This window comes from Mesorhizobium sp. FG116 (genome assembly GCF_057809835.1).
In genome coordinates this window covers 76,729-95,577 of record NZ_JBMDKS010000003.1, presented here as the reverse complement: position 1 = coordinate 95,577, position 18,849 = coordinate 76,729, and the positions used below count along the sequence as shown (strand labels likewise).

Here is an 18,849-nt window from a genome sequence, read left to right as displayed (position 1 = left end):
GAGCAAGGATATGGAACGTCGCTTAGGCGAGACGCCCGTAAGAGATGACCGGCCCGCATACGCTTCATGGGGCGTTGGTCCGGACTATGATGGACTGCTCCATATGTCGTTGCTGGAATTGAAGCAGGAAGGGCGTTACCGGGTCTTTCAGGAGCACCGGCGCATCGTCGGCGAATTTCCCCTGTCGGTAGCCGTGACTGCCGAGGGTGAGCGCGTCGTCACCGTCTGGTGCTCGAACGACTATCTCGGCATGGGCCAGCATCCGGACGTGCGCGCCGCCATGCACGATGCCGTGGACGTCTATGGGGCAGGGGCCGGTGGCACCCGCAACATTTCCGGAAACCACTCGCCTATCATCGCGCTGGAGAACGAGCTTGCGGCACTCCACGGCAAGGAGGCTGCGCTCGTATTCGGCTGTGGCTATCTCGCCAATCTCTCGACACTGGCGGCTTTGGGCCGTCTCCTGCCCAACTGCATCCTTATCTCCGACCAGCTCAACCACGCTTCCATGATCCAGGGCATCAGCCCCAGCCGTGCCGAGAAGCGCGTCTTTCAGCATAACGATATGCTGCATCTGGAAGAAATCCTGCGCTCCATTCCCAAGCATCGCTGCAAGGTGGTGGCTTTTGAATCCGTCTATTCGATGGATGGCGACATCGCCCCGATCGGTGAAATCCTGGAGTTGTGCGAGCGCTATGGCGCCATGGCTTATCTGGACGAGGTCCACGCCGTCGGCATGTATGGACCTACCGGCGCGGGCGTCGCCGAGCGTGACGGGCTGGCCGACCGCATCGATCTTGTGCAGGGCACTCTCGCCAAGGCCTTCGGTGTCGTTGGCGGTTATGTCGCCGGGTCCAAGGTGATGATCGACGCCATTCGCAGCCACGCGAACGGCTTTATCTTCACCTCTGCGCTTCCGCCTGCCGTAGCCGCGGGCGCACTGGCAAGCATCCGGCATTTGCGTACCAGCGATACGGAGCGCGAGAAGATGCACGACAATGTGCAAAAACTGCGTGCGCGGCTGCGCGAGGAACGCATTCCTTTCCTCGAGGCGGAAAGCCACATCGTGCCGGTGATGGTGGGAGATGCGGCCCGCTGCAAGGCGGTTTGCGATCTCTTGTTCGAACGGCACTCGATCTATGTCCAGCCGATCAACTATCCCACGGTGCCCTATGGCAGCGAGCGCCTGCGCATCACGCCGTCGCCTTTGCACACCGACCGGATGATCAATGATCTCGTGACGGGTCTTGCCGATGTCTGGCGAGATCTGCAACTGCCGTTCGCGAGAAGGGCGGTTTGATTTGGCCAGAAGCAGAAAATCGAAACGCCTTTTCGTCCTTGGTGCGGCTGGTGTGGTGCTCGCCGTTTCGGCAACGCTGGTCTTGAGCGCGCTTCGCGATGACATCGTCTTCTTCCGTTCGCCCACCGAAATCGTCAGCGGTGCGGTGGCTGCGGGAACCCAGATCAGACTTGGCGGCATGGTCGAGGAAGGCTCGATCAGCCGTTCGTCCGACGGTCTGCAGGTCGCCTTCCGTGTCACCGACGGGACGGAGTCATTGCCCGTATCCTATCATGGCATTCTGCCGGACCTGTTCCGCGAAGGGCAGGGCGTCGTTGCCGAAGGGCAGATGCACGACGGCACGTTCAAGGCCGTCACGATACTCGCCAAGCACGACGAGAACTACATGCCGCGCGAAGTGCAGGCGGCGCTTGAAAAAGGTGGTTATCAGGCTTCGTCGATGAACCCGGAGTGACTTGCATCAAGAGGCCGTGCCGGTTTGAGAAGGGGCTCACCTTCCCGTTGCTGCTGCTCACGAGACAGCGTGAACATTCATTGTCCCAAACGGCCGTGTTGCTTCATGATTTCAAGAAGCGGCGTGATTGGGATAGCTTCGATTTTGCTGCGGTTGATACGCGTCCCAGCCATATCCTCGGCTGCGAGCATCGCATTGACGACGGATTCTTCCACGGCGTCGACCACCGCCATGTAGATTGGGTCGAAGGCGTCGTCGTCCAACATCTCAATGCTACGTAGAGGCGGCGCAACGTCAACCAGCGGTGCTGCGTTGGCCGTCGAGAAGGCTATGAAAATGTCGCCTGAATTGTTGCCGCCCGGGGTGCCGTTGCGACCGATGCCAATGGTGCAGCGGCGCGCCACACGTTTGAGCTGGTGCGGGGCCATGGGGATATCTGTCGCGACTACGGCAATGATTGAGCCGCGTTCGGCCGTGTCGGCACCGAGATCGCGCATATGCCGACCGACCGGCACGCCGCAAATCGTGAGCCAATCCCGCTGGCCGTGGTTGGCCTGTACCAACACGCCGACTGTATAGGGGCGCCCGGCGATCTCCACGCATCTCGAGGATGTTCCGGTCCCACCCTTGAAGCCATAGGTGATCATGGCTGTGCCGCCACCGGTATTGCCTTCAGCTACCGGTCCGTCGGAGGCGGCGTCGAGAGCGGCCAGCACATCGCCTTCGCAGAGCGCCAGGGTGTTGATGTCGTTCAGGATGCCGTCGAAGGTTTCGGCAACCACCGGCATGATCCAGCGCGGACGCTCACCATTGTAAGTTGTGCGATAACGTTCCAGCATCCACTTGACCGTGGCGTGGTGAGCCATTCCAACGCTGTGCGTGTTGGTGATGGTGATCGGACCCAGAAAGTAGCCGCCATCCTCGATCCAATGCGTCCCGGTCATCTCGCCGTTGCCGTTGAAGCGATGGATGCCGGCAAAGACGGGTATTGGCGTATCGGCCCCTGGATGAGGCACGATCGCAGTGATGCCGGTGCGCACCGGTAAAATGCGTCCCGGGCGAGGCGCAGCTTCACACAGGCTGTGCAGTCCCACTGCGACGTTCGGAACGTCGGTAATGGCATTGTGGAGCCCAGTCGTACCGGCAAAGGGCAAGCCCAGTTCGCGCGCTCGAAGCTTTCTGTCGGAATTGTGCCGTGTGTTCATGGTCATTTCTGGCGAGAGCGCAGGTAGAGGCCGAGCGATGCAACGAGGAAGGAGAATGTCAGCATCATTACGGCGATGGCATTGATCTCCGGTTTTATGCCGCGCCTCAGCATGGCGAAGATGAAGATCGGCAGGGTCGTCACATCGGTACCGGCGATAAAATAGGTTATGACCAGATCATCCATCGAGATGATGAAGGCAAGCAGTGCGCCTCCTATAACGCCAGGCATGAGCTGTGGCAGGACTACGTTGCGGAAAGTCACCCATTCGTTCGCGCCGAGATCTGCGGAGGCGTGTTCAAGGCTGCGATCCATGCCGGCAAGGCGGCTGGACACTACGACGAAGACATAGGAGATGAGGAAGGTGCATTGGCCTATGATGATCGTGCCGATACCCAGATGAATGCCAGCATTCACAAAGAAAATCAGCAGGGCGATGCCGAGCACGATGTCTGGCACGAGCATCGGCATGAACATCAGTACCCGATAGGTACGGGCACCAAGGAAATCATATCGGTAAAGCGCCAGTGCCAGAGCTGTTCCCAGCACTGTTGAGATCAGCGTGGTGCTGAAAGCGATCACAACGCTGTTGCGCAGCGCCGCCAAAAGCTGACCGGTGGATTCGATATACATGGCGGCTTCCGAGACGGTCGTCTTGAAGCCGAGTACCTGCCAATACCAGTCCGTCGTGAACCCTTCCCAGGTCATCATGTTCACCGGGTTGGAGTTGAACGAGTAAACGGCAATCAGCACCAGCGGCAGATAGATGAAGGCAAAAAATAGAGCGGTGTAAGCAACGAGGCCGCCCCGGAAAAGCCAGTTCAAGCTCATTGCGCCCCCCTCTGCCCGCCGCTCAAGGAAGCCACGGAGTTTCTGCGGCGCCCTGAGACAAAGACAAAGCCCATCATCGTGATAAGCATGACGCTCATCACCATCATCGCCAGAGCCGACCCGAACGGCCAGTTGCGCGCTGAAAGGAATTGCTGCTCGATGAGATTGCCGAGCATCATCACCTTCGCTCCGCCCAGAATAGCAGGCACGATAAAGTTGCCCAGCGCCGGGATGAACACGATGAGCGAGCCGCCAATGATGCCGGGGGCTGTCAATGGCAGGATTACGCGCACAAAGGTGCGTATGGGGCCGGCCCCAAGATCCTGCGACGCCCGGATCAGCGACCAATCCAGCTTTTCGACGCTAGCGTAGATGGGCATGAACATGAAAGGGATGAAGATGTAGACCATGCCGAGGATGATCGCGCCCTCTGTGTAGATGAGGTCCAGCGGCTGGTCGATCAACCCCAGCGCCAACAAGACGCCGTTGACGGGTCCACTCTGTCGCAAGATCAGCACCCAGACGAAAAGGCGGACGATCAAGCTCGTGAAGAAGGGCAAGGCTATGAGGAAAAGGCAGAAGCTTTTCCATCTGCCGGGCATCACGCTGATGCAAAACGCCGCTGGATAGCAGACAAGCAGTGTAGCGATGACAGTCAGGGCGGCGATCCGGACAGAGCGCAGGAAAATCTCGAGGTAAACGGGATCGAACTCTTCGAAAGCCGGATCGGCGAAACCGAATATGCGGCCGAAATTGTGTGGATAGAATTCCCATTCGACCCCGCCATAGAGACCAGGCGCAAGGAAGCTGGTGACGACCATGATTGCGAGCGGAATGAGGAAGAATACCGCGAGGAAGATCGTGGCAGGCCCAAGCAGAAGGCCCAACTGCATACGGTCGCGCGTGGAAGCGATCATTGGCCGCCTCCTTCGCCGGGCATGATATGAATGTTTGCCGGGTCGTAGATGAGGCGTGCGCGCCTCTCTGATTCTGCTCGTGCAACCGCGTCGCGCGCGGAAGCAGGTGCCGAGGCGACAAGCTCCCGGCCGCTTCGGGTCCTTGCATACAGCTCGAAACCGGCGCCGACGAAAATGACCTGGTCGATGGTGACGTCGATGCCGGCGCGGGTGTCCTGCTCGAAGGAAAGCGAGAATTGCTCCGGCCTTATGACGGCGGTGGCGCGTCCCTTGCTGTCTTGCAGCGTGCTACCCAGTCGCAGGGTTTCGCCCCGATCCATGACCAGGTTTCCATTATCGATGTTGCCCTCAAACATGTTGCTCACACCGATGAAGCTGGCCACGAACGGGTTCGATGGTCGATCATAGATTTCGCGCGGCGCGGCGATCTGCTGGATACGCCCATGCTGCAGGACGGCAATCCGGTCCGACATCGTCAACGCTTCCTCTTGGTCGTGGGTGACGAACACGAACGAGATGCCAAGCTCGTTCTGGAGGTTTTTCAGTTCGATCTGCATGGAATGCCGCAGGCCACGGTCAAGGGCAGATAGCGGCTCGTCCAGCAGCAACAGCTTGGGGCGCGCCACGATTGCCCGGGCAAGCGCAACCCTCTGCTGCTGGCCACCGGAAAGCTGGTTCGGGCGTCGCTTCTCCATGCCGCCGAGCCCTACCATGACCAGTGCGGCGCCTACTTTCTCGCGCCGTTCGCTTGCCGGGACACCTCTCACTTCCAGGGCGTAGCCGACATTCTGCTCGACCGACATATGCGGGAACAGGGCGTAGTTCTGGAAAACCGTGTTGACTGGTCGCAGATGCGGCGGAACCCGCGTCATGTCGGCGCCGTCGATGGAGATGGTTCCCGCATCCAGCCGGACGAACCCGCCGATCGATTGCAGGAGCGTGGTCTTGCCACAGCCGGAGGGACCTAGCAGCGTAAGGAATTCATTGCGGCGCACCTTGAGGTCGATGTTGTCGAGCGCCCTGACTTCGCCGCCCTCTGGCGAGGCGAACACCTTTCTGGCACCGGCAAGGTCGACGATGACATCCTGCATTTTGTTCCCTGCTTTTTTGTTATTAAAGTAACGCTTGCGTCATTTTGGGATTTGGATATCTTTTTTGGATCGAAGTCAACGGGCTAAAGAAACCGGGCTGCGACACACGGGATAGTTGCGAGGCCACAGGCTCCGCCGCAAAGAGGAGAACTTTCATGGGTCAGTTCGGATCGGGACTACGCAGGGGCCTTTGCGCGGCTTTCTGCGCAAGCGTCGCGTTCTTGGTATCGGCAGGAGGTGCATTTTCTGCCGGCGAACTCAACATCTACAACTGGGGTGAATACATCAATCCAGAGGTGCTGAAGAAGTTCGAACAAGACACGGGCATCAAGGTGAACCTGTCCACCTATTCGTCAAACGAGGAGATGCTGGCCAAGATCCAGGGTGGAGCGACCGGCTACGATATCGTGTTCCCATCGGTCCATATGCAAGACATCATGGCCAAGCTCGACCTGCTCGAAAAGACCGACATCAACCAATACGAGGGGTTCCAGAACATCGACCCGGCGTTCCTGCGGGCCAAAAGCGACCCGAAGGGCGAATACTGCCTTCCTTATGCGTGGGGAACGGTTGGCATCATGTACAATCGAACCAAGCTGGGCAAGGATATTACCGGTTGGCGCGACCTGATCGAGACGGTCAAGGCCAAGAACCTGAAATTCACCCTGCTTGATGACGTCCGCGAGGTGATGGGCGTAGGCCTGATGCTCAACGGCCATAGCGTCAACTCGACAGACTCGGCAGAGTTGCAGCAGGCAGCTGATTCCATCATCGAGATGAAGCCATACGTCGCCGCCTTCACCTATGATTCAAGGCCCATGGTCGTATCTGGGGACGTCGCTGCCGCGCACTATTTCATTGGCTCGATGATCGACGTCTTTGCGCACCAGAAGGACCTGGGTTATGTCATTCCTGAAGAAGGAGCGACCATGTACCAGGAAGATATCTGCGTCCTGAAAACTGCGCCGAACAAGGAAAATGCCATAAAGTTCATGCAGTTCTACACGCAGCCTGAGATACCTGCCCTCAACATGGCCCAGCAGACCAACGGCACGGCGAACATGAAGGCGCGCGCCTTGACGCCGGACAACATCAAGAACAGTGAAGAGATCAACCCACCGGCCGAAACCATGAAGCGTCTGCAGATATTCCAGGATCTCGGCAAGGATATCCGCCAGTACGATCGTCTGTGGACCAAGATCAAAACCGCGCAATAGGTCCATGTCGAAAGCGATCCTCGAACGGCTTGGCGACGAAGACCTTCGTCGATCGAAATCCGACAAGCTTCTGGCCCAGTACCTGGAAAGGCACTTGGCGGAGCTTCCGTTCGAGACCGCCCGTTCGATCGCAACCAAGGTAGGTGTTAGCCCGATGACGGTCGGCCGGTTTCTGCGCCGGATCGGCTTTGATGGGCTGGAGCCGCTCAAGCAGGAACTGCGCCATGCCCGTTCGAACCCCGCCTGGCAGGTCAAGGGCGAGGTCGACGGACTGCAGGCAGACATCCGCGAAGGAAAACTGCTTGCCAAGCTGATTACCCAGCAGATCGACAATCTGCGCCAGGTCTACGAGGTGACAACCGCCCCTGAGTGGCAGGCTTGCGTCGAGACATTGATAGCCGCGACCGAGGTCTACGTCGCGGCCTACCAGAATATCCGCGGTACGGCCGAATACATGGCCGCTCAGCTTTCCTATGCACGGCCGCGCGTTCAATATGTCGATGGCCTCAATGGCACCTACGCCGAGGTGCTTGACGGATCAGTCGAAGGCCGCGTGCTTTTCCTGATTGAAGCCCGGCGCTTTGCTGCCAAGGCGCTGCCGTTGGCACTTGAAGCGCGCAAATCGGGCGTCAAGGTGATTCTGCTTACCGACGAGTTCTGTCCTTGGGCCAAGGAAGCCTCGGATATCGCCTTGATCATACCCGGCCCACATGGCCCGCTCTGGGATGGTTCAGCGACAATCATGGCGGTGATCGACCTGCTGCTTTCCAACCTTATCGTGGTGCTTGGCGACAAGGTCCACCGCCGGGTGGAAATGCTGACACGTCTGCAGGATTTGTTTGGTGACTTCGAAGACGATTAATAGGTCCTGACCCTAGCGCCGATCATCTTGGTGCGACGGATGGCAGTTGCCGAAGCCGTGTGAGAGGTACCAGAAAACCGATCCCTTGTTGCGAAGATCAACAGAAGCCGCTGCTGCGCTTCTTCATTGCCGGACTGACATTGCGCACGCCTCGTTTCAATTTGGATCATAAAGATTGATCTGAAACCCGAGTCTCCGGCAGAATTGGCGCACTTTCGTTTGGAGCGTCGTTGATGACTGATCTCAAACAGATCGATGGGCGTCAGTTGCGGGTGTTGCTCACGCTTCTTGAGGAATGCAGCGTTACCAGAACCGCGCAACTTCTGGATCAGTCGCAACCCTATGTCAGCCTTGTGTTGAAAAGGCTGAGAGAGGCTACGGGCGACTCCATTCTAGTGCGAAGCGGCTCCAAGCTGGTTTTGACCGAGCGCGGTCGAGGCATGATCGCGCCGACCCGTTTGGCCCTTGCCGGTATCGAACAGATCATTTCCGAGCCGCAGGCATTCGATCCTTTGACCGAACATGGTGTTTTCCGGGTTGCATCAAGTGATTGCATCGAGACGCTGGTGATGCCGCGCCTGATCGAGAAAGTACGAAACGCCGCTCCCTCTGCCCGCCTTGTTATCCGTCCTGTCGATCAGGCTTTTGATTATGCCGGTGCCTTGGAGCGTGATGAACTGGATGTGCTGATTTCCAATTGGCCCGGCGCACCCAGGCATCTCAAGACTGCGCATCTCTTGCGTGACGACGTTGTCTGCATGTTCTCGCCCGATCATCCTTTTGCAAAGAAGGATGAAATCACCATTGCCGATTACTTGGCGGCTGAGCATGTGGCGCCGGTCGCACGCTCGAAGGCCGATCCGGGTCCCATCGACAGCCAACTGGCCGAACATGGCTTGCGGCGTGACATCCGGGTCATGGTCCCCGAATTTAACCTGATCCCCTACATCGTGCTGTCATCCAACCTTGTCTTCACCAGCAGCCGTCATTTCGCGGAACATTTCTGCTCGCTTCTTCCTTTGAATAAACTGCCTGCTCCGGCCGAATGCGGAGATCTTAGCTTCTACCTGCTTTGGCACGAGCGCGCGCATGTCACAGGGCGCAATAGTTGGCTGCGCCACCAGATAATGACGGTGGCGAAAGGGGTCCAGGCCAGGGGCGGCCTTATAAGCAGATCGATATAGAGTCCTTATGCGGTAGTCGACTAACCACATACCGGTTCGGCTGTTAGCGTCCCGGTAGATGGTTAGGTCATGCACTGTTCCCGGCCCTAATCGAAGCGGCTTGGGATGGCGCGAAACAGCGAGGACGCCGAATGCATTCAACGATGCAATCAACCCTGGAATCGACCGACGAAGAAAAATCCGGTCGCTGGGCGGGCCGCAATGCCGACAAGGATCAATTGCGCAAGGAAATATGGCAGGGGCTTGAGGACAGCGGCGTCAACATCGGTCCGGTATGGAGCCGCATCTCCAACTGGGTGGGCGCCGACGAGGCAGCGCGTCGCCTGTCTCAGCTTGAAATCTGGAAGAATGCGAAAGTCGTCAAGTGTAACCCTGATCCGCCGCAAATTCCGGTGCGCCTGCGCGCGCTTTATGACGGCAAGCTGCTCTATATGCCTGTCCCAGAATTCGGCACCGGCGAGTTGCCCTGGGTCTTGCTCGACCCCAACAAACTGGCAGCCGACGGCGTCCAGTTTGAGCTTGCCGCCACGTCGGCCGGCGCGGTTCAGGTGGGCCAGAAGTTGCGCTTCGAGGACATGCAGCCGCTCGATATCGTGGTTTGCGGATGCATCGCTGTCACTCGGGCCGGCGGACGTACCGGCAAGGGCGGCGGATTTGCCGATCTTGAGCTTGGTCTGTTTCGCGAACTCGGCAAAATCAAGCCGGAAACGCCTATCGTCACTACCGTGCACTCCAGCATGGTTGTCGATGACGACCGACTACCGATCCTCGAACACGATTCATTGCTCAACTGGATCGTGACCGAAAAGGACGCCATTGAAACCCGCACCACGCGCGCCCAGCCGAAGGGTGTTGTCTGGGATCTGGTGCAGCCGGACCAGCTTGAAGACATCTGGTTCCTGAAGCAGTTGAAGGAAGACATTCTCGCAAGAAATTCAAACAGCTAGCAACCCCCTTACGGTGACCGCCGTTTGGTTTGACGAATGACCGACGCCAGATAGGGCGTCGGCCTCACTGGAAAAATAATCGGCAGAAAGCCAACCTACAGAGGGAAAAAGAGCATGATCAATCGTCGTACTTTTCTGAGAAATTCTGCGCTGGCCATAGCATCCACCGGGTTGGCTGGCACCGGAACGCAGCGCGTTTTCGCAGCCAATCAGCGGGTGGCGCTGATCATGACGGGAGCGATCACTGATGGCGGCTGGAACCAGTCTGCTCATGAGGGTCTCGAAGCCATCAAGGCGATGGGATTTGAAACTGCCTTTGCCGAGAACGTGACGCAGGCAAAGATTCCACAGGTCGTCGAGGGATATGCCGGTGATGGCTATGACCTCATAATCGGCCATGGTTTCGAGTTTGGCAGTGCCTTTGTCGAGCTTGCGCCCCAGTACCCGGATCAGAAGTTCTTTGCTTCAACGTTCAAGCCTTCGGACGATATCCCGGGCAATGTCCGCTACATCGACCTCGCTTATTTCGACGCGGCTTACGCCGCAGGCGCGCTCGCCGCTTTGATCTCCGATGCTGGTAAGTCGGTGGGGTTTGTCGGGGGTGGTGACAATCCCACGCAGCAACGCATGATGCGGTGCTTTGTGGGCGGAGCGGAAACGACGCGCCCGGGCCTCAAGGCTTCCGGCATCGTGACGGGTGACTATGACAACGCGGCGCGCGGAACCGAAGCTGCAAAGACCATGGTCGCCAATGGCGCCGATGTGATCTGGCACGCTGCCAACGTCACAGGTCTTGGCGCGATCCAAGGCGCGGTTGCTGCGGGCGCCAAGGTCATCGGATGCTATTCGGACCAGTCGGGTCTGGCTCCGGGCAAGATGGCGACCAGCTTTGTCCTCAACCTTGGCTGGATGGTGCAGGAAGTGGCCAAGACGATTGCCGACAACTCCTTCGAGGGCGGCGCGGAATGGGCTCCAAAAGTCACTGATATGTGGTCGCCGAAATCCGGCGCTCAGGGTGATCACGACCCCTCCGTTGTCGATGCGGAAACCTGGGCGAAATTCACCGGTATCTGGCAGGATCTTGGCTCGAAGAAAATTGACGTGGCCAAACTGGTTCCTTGAACGCAAGGATGCGAGACGGAAAGCTGCCTTGCTGGGATGGACGCTACGCGGACAAATCAGCCGCGTGGCGATCCGGTGCCGTGATCGAACCGGAACATGTATATGGCGACAGAACCAATTCAGGCCGCCTATAGCCTCAGGCGCATCGTCAAGCGATTTCCTGGCGTGCTTGCCAACGACCATGTCGACTTCGACGTCCGCGCCGGTGAAATCCACGCGCTACTTGGCGAAAATGGTGCGGGTAAGTCCACCTTGATGCAAATCCTCTACGGTCAGTATGGTCGCGATAGCGGCGACATATTGATCGATGGAAAGATATGTCATCTCGAAAACACCCGTGATGCGATCCGGCTTGGAATTGGCATGATCCATCAGGAATTCATGCTGGTACGGCGGTTCTCGGTTGTCGAGAATCTGGTCATGGGCATGGATGACCGTCAGGGCCCGGTGATCGATCTCAACAAGGCGGCCGACAGACTGCGTGAACTGTCGAAGCTTCACGGACTCCAGGTCAATCCGACAGATATTGTCGAGCACTTGCCGATAGGCGTTCAGCAACGCGTCGAGATCCTGAAGCTTCTCTACCGCAACGCGAAACTGCTCATCCTGGATGAGCCGACGGCGGTGCTGACGCCTCAGGAAACGGCGGGGCTTTTCTCGGTCCTGCGCAGCTTGGCCAGCAAAGGCCATTCGATTGTGATCGTGACCCACAAGCTTCACGAGATTCTCGAGATCAGTGACCGGGTCACCATTATGCGAGATGGTCGGGTAGTGGGATCGGTGGAAACGCGAGAAAGCTCCAAGGATGAACTTGCGCGGCTCATGGTCGGGCGCGACGTCGCCTTGCGGGCGACCAAATCGTCTCGGATGTCCGGGCGACCGCTGCTTGAAGTGACTGACCTTCATGCCAATGACGGACGTGGCAACAGGGCGCTCGCCGGTATCGATCTGAAGGTTCACGAAGGCGAGATACTTGGCATTGCCGGCGTCGACGGCAACGGCCAGACCGAACTTGCCAACGCGATCATGAATCTCACCACGATAACCAGCGGCCGCGTCCTGCTGGGCGGTGAGGATCTGACGTCTGCAAGTCCTGCCGCACATCACAGGAAGGGTCTCGCCTATGTACCCGCGGATCGGCGCCATGTCGGTGCATTGGGCGATCTGCCCGTTCACCAGAACGCCATTTTGGGACGGCACCGGGAATTTGCCTCTGTGTCGGGGATCATGGACCAGAAGAAGATCGCCTCGTTTGCCAATACACTTGTCGAACGCTTTGGCATCCGGCCCAACAACACAAACTATCTCGCCGGCAAACTTTCGGGCGGCAATCTGCAGAAATTGATCCTTGGCCGGGAGGTGATGAGCGATCCGCGCGCAATTGTCATTGAGCAGCCGACGCGTGGACTCGATGTGGGGGCTATCGAGTCCGTTTGGCGCGAAATCATCGCCCAGCGCGATGCGGGCAAGGCGATCTTACTTATCTCTGCGGAACTGGAAGAGATATTCAATCTCTCGGATCGAATTGCCGTCATCTATGAGGGTCGCATCATGGGTGTTGTCAGAACGTCCGCAGCGACGGTGGAGCAGATCGGCTTGATGATGGCCGGAGAAGCCCAGGCGGATGTGACCGGAGTGGGCCAATGAGGCGGCTATCCCTTCAGCGGCGCTTGACGCCTACGGATTCACCCCTTGCCTTGGCGCTCATCACAATCTTGTCGGTACTCGCTGCTCTGTTTATCGGCGGATTGCTGATGATTCCTTTCGGGGCAAACCCTCTGCATGCCTACTTGCAACTATTCGAAGCCGGTTTTGCGACGTGGAGAGGGTTTGGCTTCACCTTGGTCAAGGCAGCGCCGCTCATCCTGGTTGGCCTCGCGACGATCTGTGCCTGGCGCACAGGCTTTGCGTTTCTTGGTTTTGAAGGTTGCCTTCTGGTTGGGGCCGCGGCGGCGACATGGACTGCGATGCAGGCGCTGCCGGGAGGTTTCCTCGAAGGCCTCCCCTACTACCTCTTCCTTCCTCTTGTCATCATGATCTCGATGGCTTCCGGAGCGTTTTGGAGCGGCATTGTCGGCCTGTTCAAAAGCCGTTTCGGTGGAAACGAAGTCATTACCTCACTCATGATGAACTATGTCGCGATTTTCCTCGTGCAGTATCTGGTTTCCGGTCCTCTGCGGGCGCCCGGTGACCTGCCGGTGAGTCCGCGCCTTCCCCAGGAGACATGGCTGCCCAATCTTTTCGAAGGGTCGCGCGCGCATCTTGGTATCGTTATTGCGCTTTTGGCCAGCTTTCTCGTCTGGGTCCTGCTGCTGAAAAGCCGGATCGGCTACGAACTGATCATTACCGGCCTGAATCCAAAGGCTGCCCGCTACGGCGGCATCAATGTGGGATCCCGGCAGTTGCTCGCCTCATTCCTTGCCGGCGGCCTCGCGGCGATGGCCGGAATGGTGGATATTCTGGGTGTACAGCATCGTTTGGTCGACGGTTTGGCCGAGGGCACCGGGTTCATCGGTATCGTGGTAGCGCTTCTTGGCAAATTGAGCCCGCTAGGCTGTGTCGTTGCCGCATTCTTATACGCCGGCTTGACCGTTGGTGCCGATGCGATGCAGCGCCAAGCCGGCTTGCCCGCGTCCGTCATCTTTATCGTTCAAAGCCTCATTATTCTTTTCATTCTGGCAAGCGACGTTCTCCGCTTCTACGGGGTGCGTAGATCGACACCGACGATCACTCCTGTGGTAGAGGCGAGGGGCTGACATGGCCGAGGAATTCGCCTTTTCGGTATTCCTTGTAGCGTGGCTGTCTTCGGCCATTCGGCTTGCCGGCCCGCTGTTGCTTGCCGCTCTAGGCGAAACGTTTTCCGAACGGTCAGGCGTTCTGAACATCGGCATTGACGGGACGATGCTGCTCGGTGCGCTTTCCAGCTATCTCGTCACTCTGTGGAGCGGCAACCCATGGCTGGGGCTGCTTGCGGCGATTCTCGTTGGGGTCGTGTCCAACCTGTTTCTCGCCTGGATGTATGTGCACGTACAGGCGAACCAGGTGGTTGTAGGTATCATCTTCAATATTCTGGCGCTTGGCGTGTCCAGTTATACCTATCGCCTCGGTATTGATGGGGTGACGGGACCGCAACGTGTTGCCATGTTCGAGCCCATCGCCATTCCTGGTCTGTCGACAATTCCAGTCATCGGACCCGTGCTCTTCAATCATTCGATATTGCTCTACATGACGGCGGTTCTCGTCGTGGTAGCCGCTTTTGTTCTTTACCGGACGCGTTTTGGACTGCAACTTCGTGCGGCTGGTGAGAACCCTCGTGCGGCCAGTGCGGCAGGCATAAATATCGTCTTGTTGCGGTATGCAGGCGTGTTGCTATCCGGTGCGGCCGCTGGCGCCGCTGGCGCTTACCTGGTTCTTGTACAGGTCGGCTTGTTCCGTGAGACGCTGGTTGCAGGACAGGGGTTTATTGCCCTCGCTATCGTGATCTTCGGTCGTTGGGATCCGTGGAGGGCAGCCATCGCCGCACTGGTTTTCGGCGCAGCCGATGCACTCCAGCTTTCGCTCCAATTGTTCGAGGTTGGGTTGCCACCTCAGCTGCTCTTGTCTCTGCCGTATGTCCTGACAATAGTTGCCATGTCTGGCGTTCTAGGCAAAACCAACCAACCTGAAGCTTTGATGACACCATATCGACGGGAGTAGTGACGAATACTGACTATGAAATCTGCAGCTACTCGACCGAGGATTGGAACAAAGCTGCGCCGGTCAAGCCTCCCAATTTCCTGACCTACTGATCTGTTAAACGAACTGACTGGATAGGTTGCGATCTGGCAGATAGGGTAGTCCGCATACAAAAATGGCATCGGCATTTATCTTCCGTCCACTGCCGCGAGGTCGATTTATCGCGCACAGGCGGCTCCCGTCACCAGATTTTTGGGCAACGGCTCGAACGGGCAGGTCGCTGGCGCTGCTTCACGGATTTCGTGGCATGTCCCATCGACCGTGCAAGGCTGGCTATTGTTTTGAGCGATATGTGGATCGGCCGCAACCATCGCATTGTCTGTGGGAATCCCATCCGTGGCCAATACATAAGCGGTGGCTCGGTGCGGAATCAGCGCAGATCGTCATCACCGATGCCCCGTTGAATCCGAGCGCGGAATGTATCGGGAACGCCGCCGTCAATACTCCGCTTTGACCCCGACGAAGAAGCCGCGGCCATCCCCCGGCAGGAAGGCAGCCTGATCCGGGCGGGCCTGATCGACGATCAGGGTTGAACCCGCATAGGTCTCATCGAACACGTTGGTGATTTCGCCAAAGACCGTAAGATGGTCGCCCACCTTGAATTGTGTGCGCAGGTCGACGACCGCATAGGGGTCTGCGTAGAGCGTGTTCATATTGTCTACGGGCGTCTTTTCAGGGTTCCAGCGCACGCCTGCCTGGACCGACCATGCCTCGCTTACATCGTAGTTCAGCATAGCGTTGATGACGTGCCTTGGCGCTCCGGCAAGGCGGTTGTCGCCGCGAAGCGGATCGTCATGGAACCGGAAGTCCTGATAGGTGTAGGCGAGCCGCGCGGTCCAGTCGGTTGCGATCTGAGCCGTTAGTCCGAGTTCGATGCCGAAGTGGCGGGTATCGTCCGCGTTGATCGCTCCGAGCGATGCACCAGTTGCATCGCGCAGGCTCAGCAACTCGTTGTCGACCCAGGAATAGTATGTGACCGCGTCCCAGGCGAAATCTCCGGCGCTGCCACGCCAGCCAGCTTCAATTGTGGTTGCCGTCTGCGCTTCCAGGTCGGGAGTTCTGAAGGCATCGGCCGCCGTGCCAGGAGCACCCGGATTGGGCCGGCCGGCACTGCTGTTGGGCGTGCCGTTGATGGTGGCAAGCAGGTCATCATGGGTTGGCGGCTCGAAGCTGGCACTGACCGCGCCGAAGAAGGTATTGGTCTCGTCAGGTCGATACGTCAGCCCGAGGCTTGGGCTCCACCCGTCATAGCTGCGCGCATAGCTGGTATCCTGCGTAGGCACCGCTCCGTTCGGCAGACGCTGTGTCGGATTGGCCGGATTGAAAGCGTTGGTTGGGCGGGTCGGCGCACCATAGCGGTCCGTGTTGTCTCTCGTGGCATGGGCATAGGAGATCGCGGGCGAAACCGTGAATGCATCCCCCACCGGGACATTGAAACCGGAATGCAACGACAGCGTTGCCGCGTCGAGGTCGTTTTTACCGAACAGTGCGCCCTGTGCGCCGGCATCATTGAGATAGTAGTCGCGTTCGGCCGACCCGATCGAGTACTGGGCGGTTGTCTCGAAAAGCGGAAGCAACGCGCCTTCGTCACCGCTATAGGCATAGCGCACCACGCCGGTGAAATCGCCGCCCTTGGTGTCGCGTATGCCTGCCGAGATCGGGAAGCGGAACATGTCATCGGTAAAGGTATAGCCAAGGACAACGTCAATCAGATGCCGGTCGAATTCAGCGGTGGTACGAGAGCCAATGAGATACTGGCTCGCCTCGCGGCGTGGTTGGTCGCGAATGACATTTGGCCCGGGATTGATCGCGCCGCCAGGGGTGACGGTCGGGCCGATATGGACCTGCCGGGGATTGGCTTCCAACTGGCTCTTCGTCAAAGGGCCGGCGACGTCGAAGCCGAGGTCGGTATAGCCGGCGAAGATCCTAGTCTTGATGTTATCGGAAATCTCGAAGCCGACATTGCCGCTTATGCTTGCCCGGTCGGAGGAATTGTAGTCACGAAATCCGTCGCGCGTGGTGAGATCGAGCTGAAGCATTCCGTCGAGCGTATCGTTCTGGAAGCCGGCACTACCTGAAATTCCGGCTTGGCCAAATGACCCGCCGCTCGCTTGCATGGATATACCCGGGTTTTGCGAGCCGGTCGGAGAGACGAAATTCAGCGCACCGCCTAGAACCGTGGCACCAAGGCGGTTGGCCATGTAGCCCTTGTAGACTTCGATTGAATCGGCTCGGGCGGGATTTGCGAACCCTACGGCATAGGAGCCGTCTGCGCGATTGAGCGGCAGGCCGTCCTGGAGCACCAGGATGCCGCGCTCGACCGGGTTCTGTTGCAGGCCCGAACCTCGAAGCTGGATGCGTGGCTGATCATTGCCGCCGAAAAAGTCCTGGACAACGACGCCCGGAACCGAGCGCAGAGCGCTTGACACGGTCTGGTTTGCGGTCACCGGCTTGTCTGTTTTGCCGACTAGCGTCACACCACCCGGCATGACGCCAAAACGTTCCGCGATCGGCTCGGAGGCGGCCGCATCGATGACGATGCGCTCCAGCATGACGGATGAACCCGGTGTCGCCGATTGTGCCAGAGCATAAGTGCTGGCGCTTGCCAGCAGCAGGCCCGACATAGCCGATAGCCGGAACAGGCCGCGACATGTGGCATTGATGTTTCCGAGCTTGATGCTTGCCCCGGTGCTATACTGCATGAACGCTCCCGTCTTCGGCAGGCGCCTATGTGCGGCCTGCTATCCCCTGATCCGACAATTTTGGGTACCCCAAAGGTATCCGCTCGGCCGCAGGCGCGACGACGGACGATCTGGCCCCTCGACCAGATCCTCATCAACGCCAGTAATCTTGATGAAAATGCTCTTCTTTGCGCTAGCGCAAAGTTGATTGCTTTTATCCGGTTTAGCGATGTTCGGCCTTGTCGCTCGGCCGAAGATCCAATGCTCAGGAGAATTTGATGTCGAAAACGATGCAGGCAATCCTCGCTAAGCCCGTCGATCGGCGGTTGGCGCTAACCGGCTTGGGAGCGGGTCTCGCGCTGGCGAGCCTGCCTGCAATTGTGCGGCCGGCAAAGGCGGCATCGTTGCAGGAGCTCGTCTTGTTTGGCCCGCCGGCTGGCCCCTCGATCGTTCTTGCCCGGGCGGTCACATCAAATGCGCTGGCGGGCGTTGCCGAAAAGGTTTCCCTGAAAATCTGGCGAAGCCCCGATGAGATGCGCGCCGGCCTGACGTCGGGAACGATGTCGGCCGTGGTACTGCCGGTTCAGGTGGCTGCCAATCTCTACAATCGCGGCATGAAGCTGAAGCTGCTCAACATCATGACCAAGGGGCTGATCTATATAGTCTCGACCGACGCTGGCCTCACCGATATCAAGGCGCTTAGGGGCAAGAGGCTGGCGGTTCCGTTCCGTAACGATATGCCCGATCTTGTCATAAAGCGGCTGCTTTCCGCTTACGAGATGTCGCCGGAAAAGGACATCACGCTTGAAAGCACGGGCTCGCCGATCGAGGCTATGCAGATGCTTGTTGCCGGCAAGGTGGACGCCGTTCTGGCGCCCGAGCCGGCGGTGTCTGCCGCGATCATGCTGGGAAAAATGGCCGGCAAGGACATAAAGCGCGTTATCGACGTGCAGGAAGTATGGGGCGAGGTTACGGGCAAAGCTCCCATCCTGCCTCAGGCGGGGCTTGCACTTACCGATAGCCTTACTGCTCAGAACCCCGATCTTGCCGATGCCTTGCAGGGCGCATTGGCGGATGTCGCAGCCCGCGTCAACGCTGATCCGCAGGCTGCTGCGCAGGCGGCAGCTTCCTCGCTCGATTTTCCTGAACCGGTCATCGCCGCGTCCATCGCAACGTCGAAGCTGGTTGCAATCCGGGCCAGCGAAGCGCGCCCCAGCATCGAAGCGATGCTTGAGACGCTTGCCGCGAGCGATGCGGGTATCATCGGTGGCAAGCTGCCGGACGACGGCTTCTATCTGTAACCG

16 protein-coding genes and 1 pseudogene are annotated in these 18,849 nt (G+C 58.6%); 12 read left to right on the top strand and 5 right to left on the bottom strand.

The annotated features are described in order from the left end of the window. Nucleotides 1-10: 10 nt before the first annotated feature. Both hemA and ccmE read left to right on the top strand, forming a co-directional pair. On the top strand, nucleotides 11-1,300 hold the full coding sequence (gene hemA / locus ACODTY_RS04075; protein WP_488993009.1) for a 5-aminolevulinate synthase: 1,290 nt from the start codon (nucleotides 11-13) through the stop codon (nucleotides 1,298-1,300). Between the two features lies 1 nt (nucleotide 1,301). Next, complete coding sequence (gene ccmE / locus ACODTY_RS04070) at nucleotides 1,302-1,754, top strand: cytochrome c maturation protein CcmE (protein WP_488993008.1); 453 nt, start codon at nucleotides 1,302-1,304, stop codon at nucleotides 1,752-1,754. A gap of 77 nt (nucleotides 1,755-1,831) precedes the next feature. On the opposite strand, the gene ACODTY_RS04065 is transcribed toward ccmE, so the two are convergent. From ACODTY_RS04065 to ACODTY_RS04050, 4 genes are read right to left on the bottom strand one after another with little or no spacing between them, the layout of a single operon-like run. Continuing rightward, nucleotides 1,832-2,959: a DmpA family aminopeptidase gene (locus ACODTY_RS04065; protein WP_488993007.1), complete on the bottom strand. Its 1,128-nt coding sequence runs from the start codon at nucleotides 2,957-2,959 to the stop codon at nucleotides 1,832-1,834. Nucleotides 2,960-2,961: 2 nt separating this feature from the next. Continuing rightward, nucleotides 2,962-3,789 carry an ABC transporter permease gene (locus ACODTY_RS04060; protein ID WP_488993006.1) on the bottom strand — a complete coding sequence of 276 codons (828 nt, stop codon included), beginning with the start codon at nucleotides 3,787-3,789 and terminating at the stop codon, nucleotides 2,962-2,964. Beyond that, entirely contained in the window at nucleotides 3,786-4,706 is a 921-nt protein-coding gene (locus tag ACODTY_RS04055) for an ABC transporter permease (protein WP_488993005.1), read from the bottom strand. The genes ACODTY_RS04060 and ACODTY_RS04055 overlap by 4 nt, the downstream gene beginning before the upstream one ends. Next, the gene (locus ACODTY_RS04050) at nucleotides 4,703-5,797 is read right to left on the bottom strand and encodes an ABC transporter ATP-binding protein (RefSeq protein WP_488993004.1); all 1,095 of its coding nucleotides are present in this window, start codon (nucleotides 5,795-5,797) and stop codon (nucleotides 4,703-4,705) included. The genes ACODTY_RS04055 and ACODTY_RS04050 overlap by 4 nt, the downstream gene beginning before the upstream one ends. Before the next feature lie 155 nt (nucleotides 5,798-5,952). Between ACODTY_RS04050 and ACODTY_RS04045 the strand changes: the two genes are divergently transcribed. From ACODTY_RS04045 to ACODTY_RS04005, 9 genes and pseudogenes are all read left to right on the top strand, one after another. Then, nucleotides 5,953-7,014, top strand: a complete 1,062-nt coding sequence (locus ACODTY_RS04045; RefSeq protein ID WP_488993003.1) for a polyamine ABC transporter substrate-binding protein — start codon at nucleotides 5,953-5,955, stop codon at nucleotides 7,012-7,014. A 4-nt stretch (nucleotides 7,015-7,018) separates the two neighbouring features. Beyond that, a complete protein-coding gene (locus ACODTY_RS04040) occupies nucleotides 7,019-7,876 on the top strand; it encodes a MurR/RpiR family transcriptional regulator (RefSeq protein WP_488993002.1) in 858 nt (285 codons plus the stop codon). Nucleotides 7,877-8,109: 233 nt separating this feature from the next. Next, nucleotides 8,110-8,301 (top strand): annotated as a pseudogene (locus ACODTY_RS04035) (helix-turn-helix domain-containing protein); the annotation flags it as partial. 15 nt (nucleotides 8,302-8,316) lie between these two features. Beyond that, complete coding sequence (locus ACODTY_RS04030) at nucleotides 8,317-9,060, top strand: LysR substrate-binding domain-containing protein (RefSeq protein ID WP_488993165.1); 744 nt, start codon at nucleotides 8,317-8,319, stop codon at nucleotides 9,058-9,060. Between the two features lie 143 nt (nucleotides 9,061-9,203). Next, complete coding sequence (locus ACODTY_RS04025; protein ID WP_488993001.1) at nucleotides 9,204-10,007, top strand: 5-formyltetrahydrofolate cyclo-ligase; 804 nt, start codon at nucleotides 9,204-9,206, stop codon at nucleotides 10,005-10,007. A gap of 114 nt (nucleotides 10,008-10,121) precedes the next feature. Next, nucleotides 10,122-11,129, top strand: coding sequence for a BMP family protein (locus tag ACODTY_RS04020; protein WP_488993000.1), 1,008 nt, complete (start codon nucleotides 10,122-10,124; stop codon nucleotides 11,127-11,129). A 102-nt stretch (nucleotides 11,130-11,231) separates the two neighbouring features. Next, nucleotides 11,232-12,776: an ABC transporter ATP-binding protein gene (locus ACODTY_RS04015; RefSeq protein WP_488992999.1), complete on the top strand. Its 1,545-nt coding sequence runs from the start codon at nucleotides 11,232-11,234 to the stop codon at nucleotides 12,774-12,776. Further along, nucleotides 12,773-13,885 carry an ABC transporter permease gene (locus tag ACODTY_RS04010; protein WP_488992998.1) on the top strand — a complete coding sequence of 371 codons (1,113 nt, stop codon included), beginning with the start codon at nucleotides 12,773-12,775 and terminating at the stop codon, nucleotides 13,883-13,885. Before ACODTY_RS04015 ends, ACODTY_RS04010 begins: the two co-directional genes overlap by 4 nt. Nucleotide 13,886: 1 nt before the next feature. Then, a complete protein-coding gene (locus ACODTY_RS04005) occupies nucleotides 13,887-14,825 on the top strand; it encodes an ABC transporter permease (RefSeq protein ID WP_488992997.1) in 939 nt (312 codons plus the stop codon). A 476-nt stretch (nucleotides 14,826-15,301) separates the two neighbouring features. Here ACODTY_RS04005 and ACODTY_RS04000 read toward each other — a convergent pair whose 3' ends face one another. Continuing rightward, nucleotides 15,302-17,566, bottom strand: a complete 2,265-nt coding sequence (locus ACODTY_RS04000; protein ID WP_488992996.1) for a TonB-dependent receptor family protein — start codon at nucleotides 17,564-17,566, stop codon at nucleotides 15,302-15,304. 257 nt (nucleotides 17,567-17,823) lie between these two features. Between ACODTY_RS04000 and ACODTY_RS03995 the strand changes: the two genes are divergently transcribed. Further along, entirely contained in the window at nucleotides 17,824-18,846 is a 1,023-nt protein-coding gene (locus ACODTY_RS03995) for an ABC transporter substrate-binding protein (protein WP_488992995.1), read from the top strand. The last annotated feature ends 3 nt before the right edge of the window (nucleotides 18,847-18,849 follow it).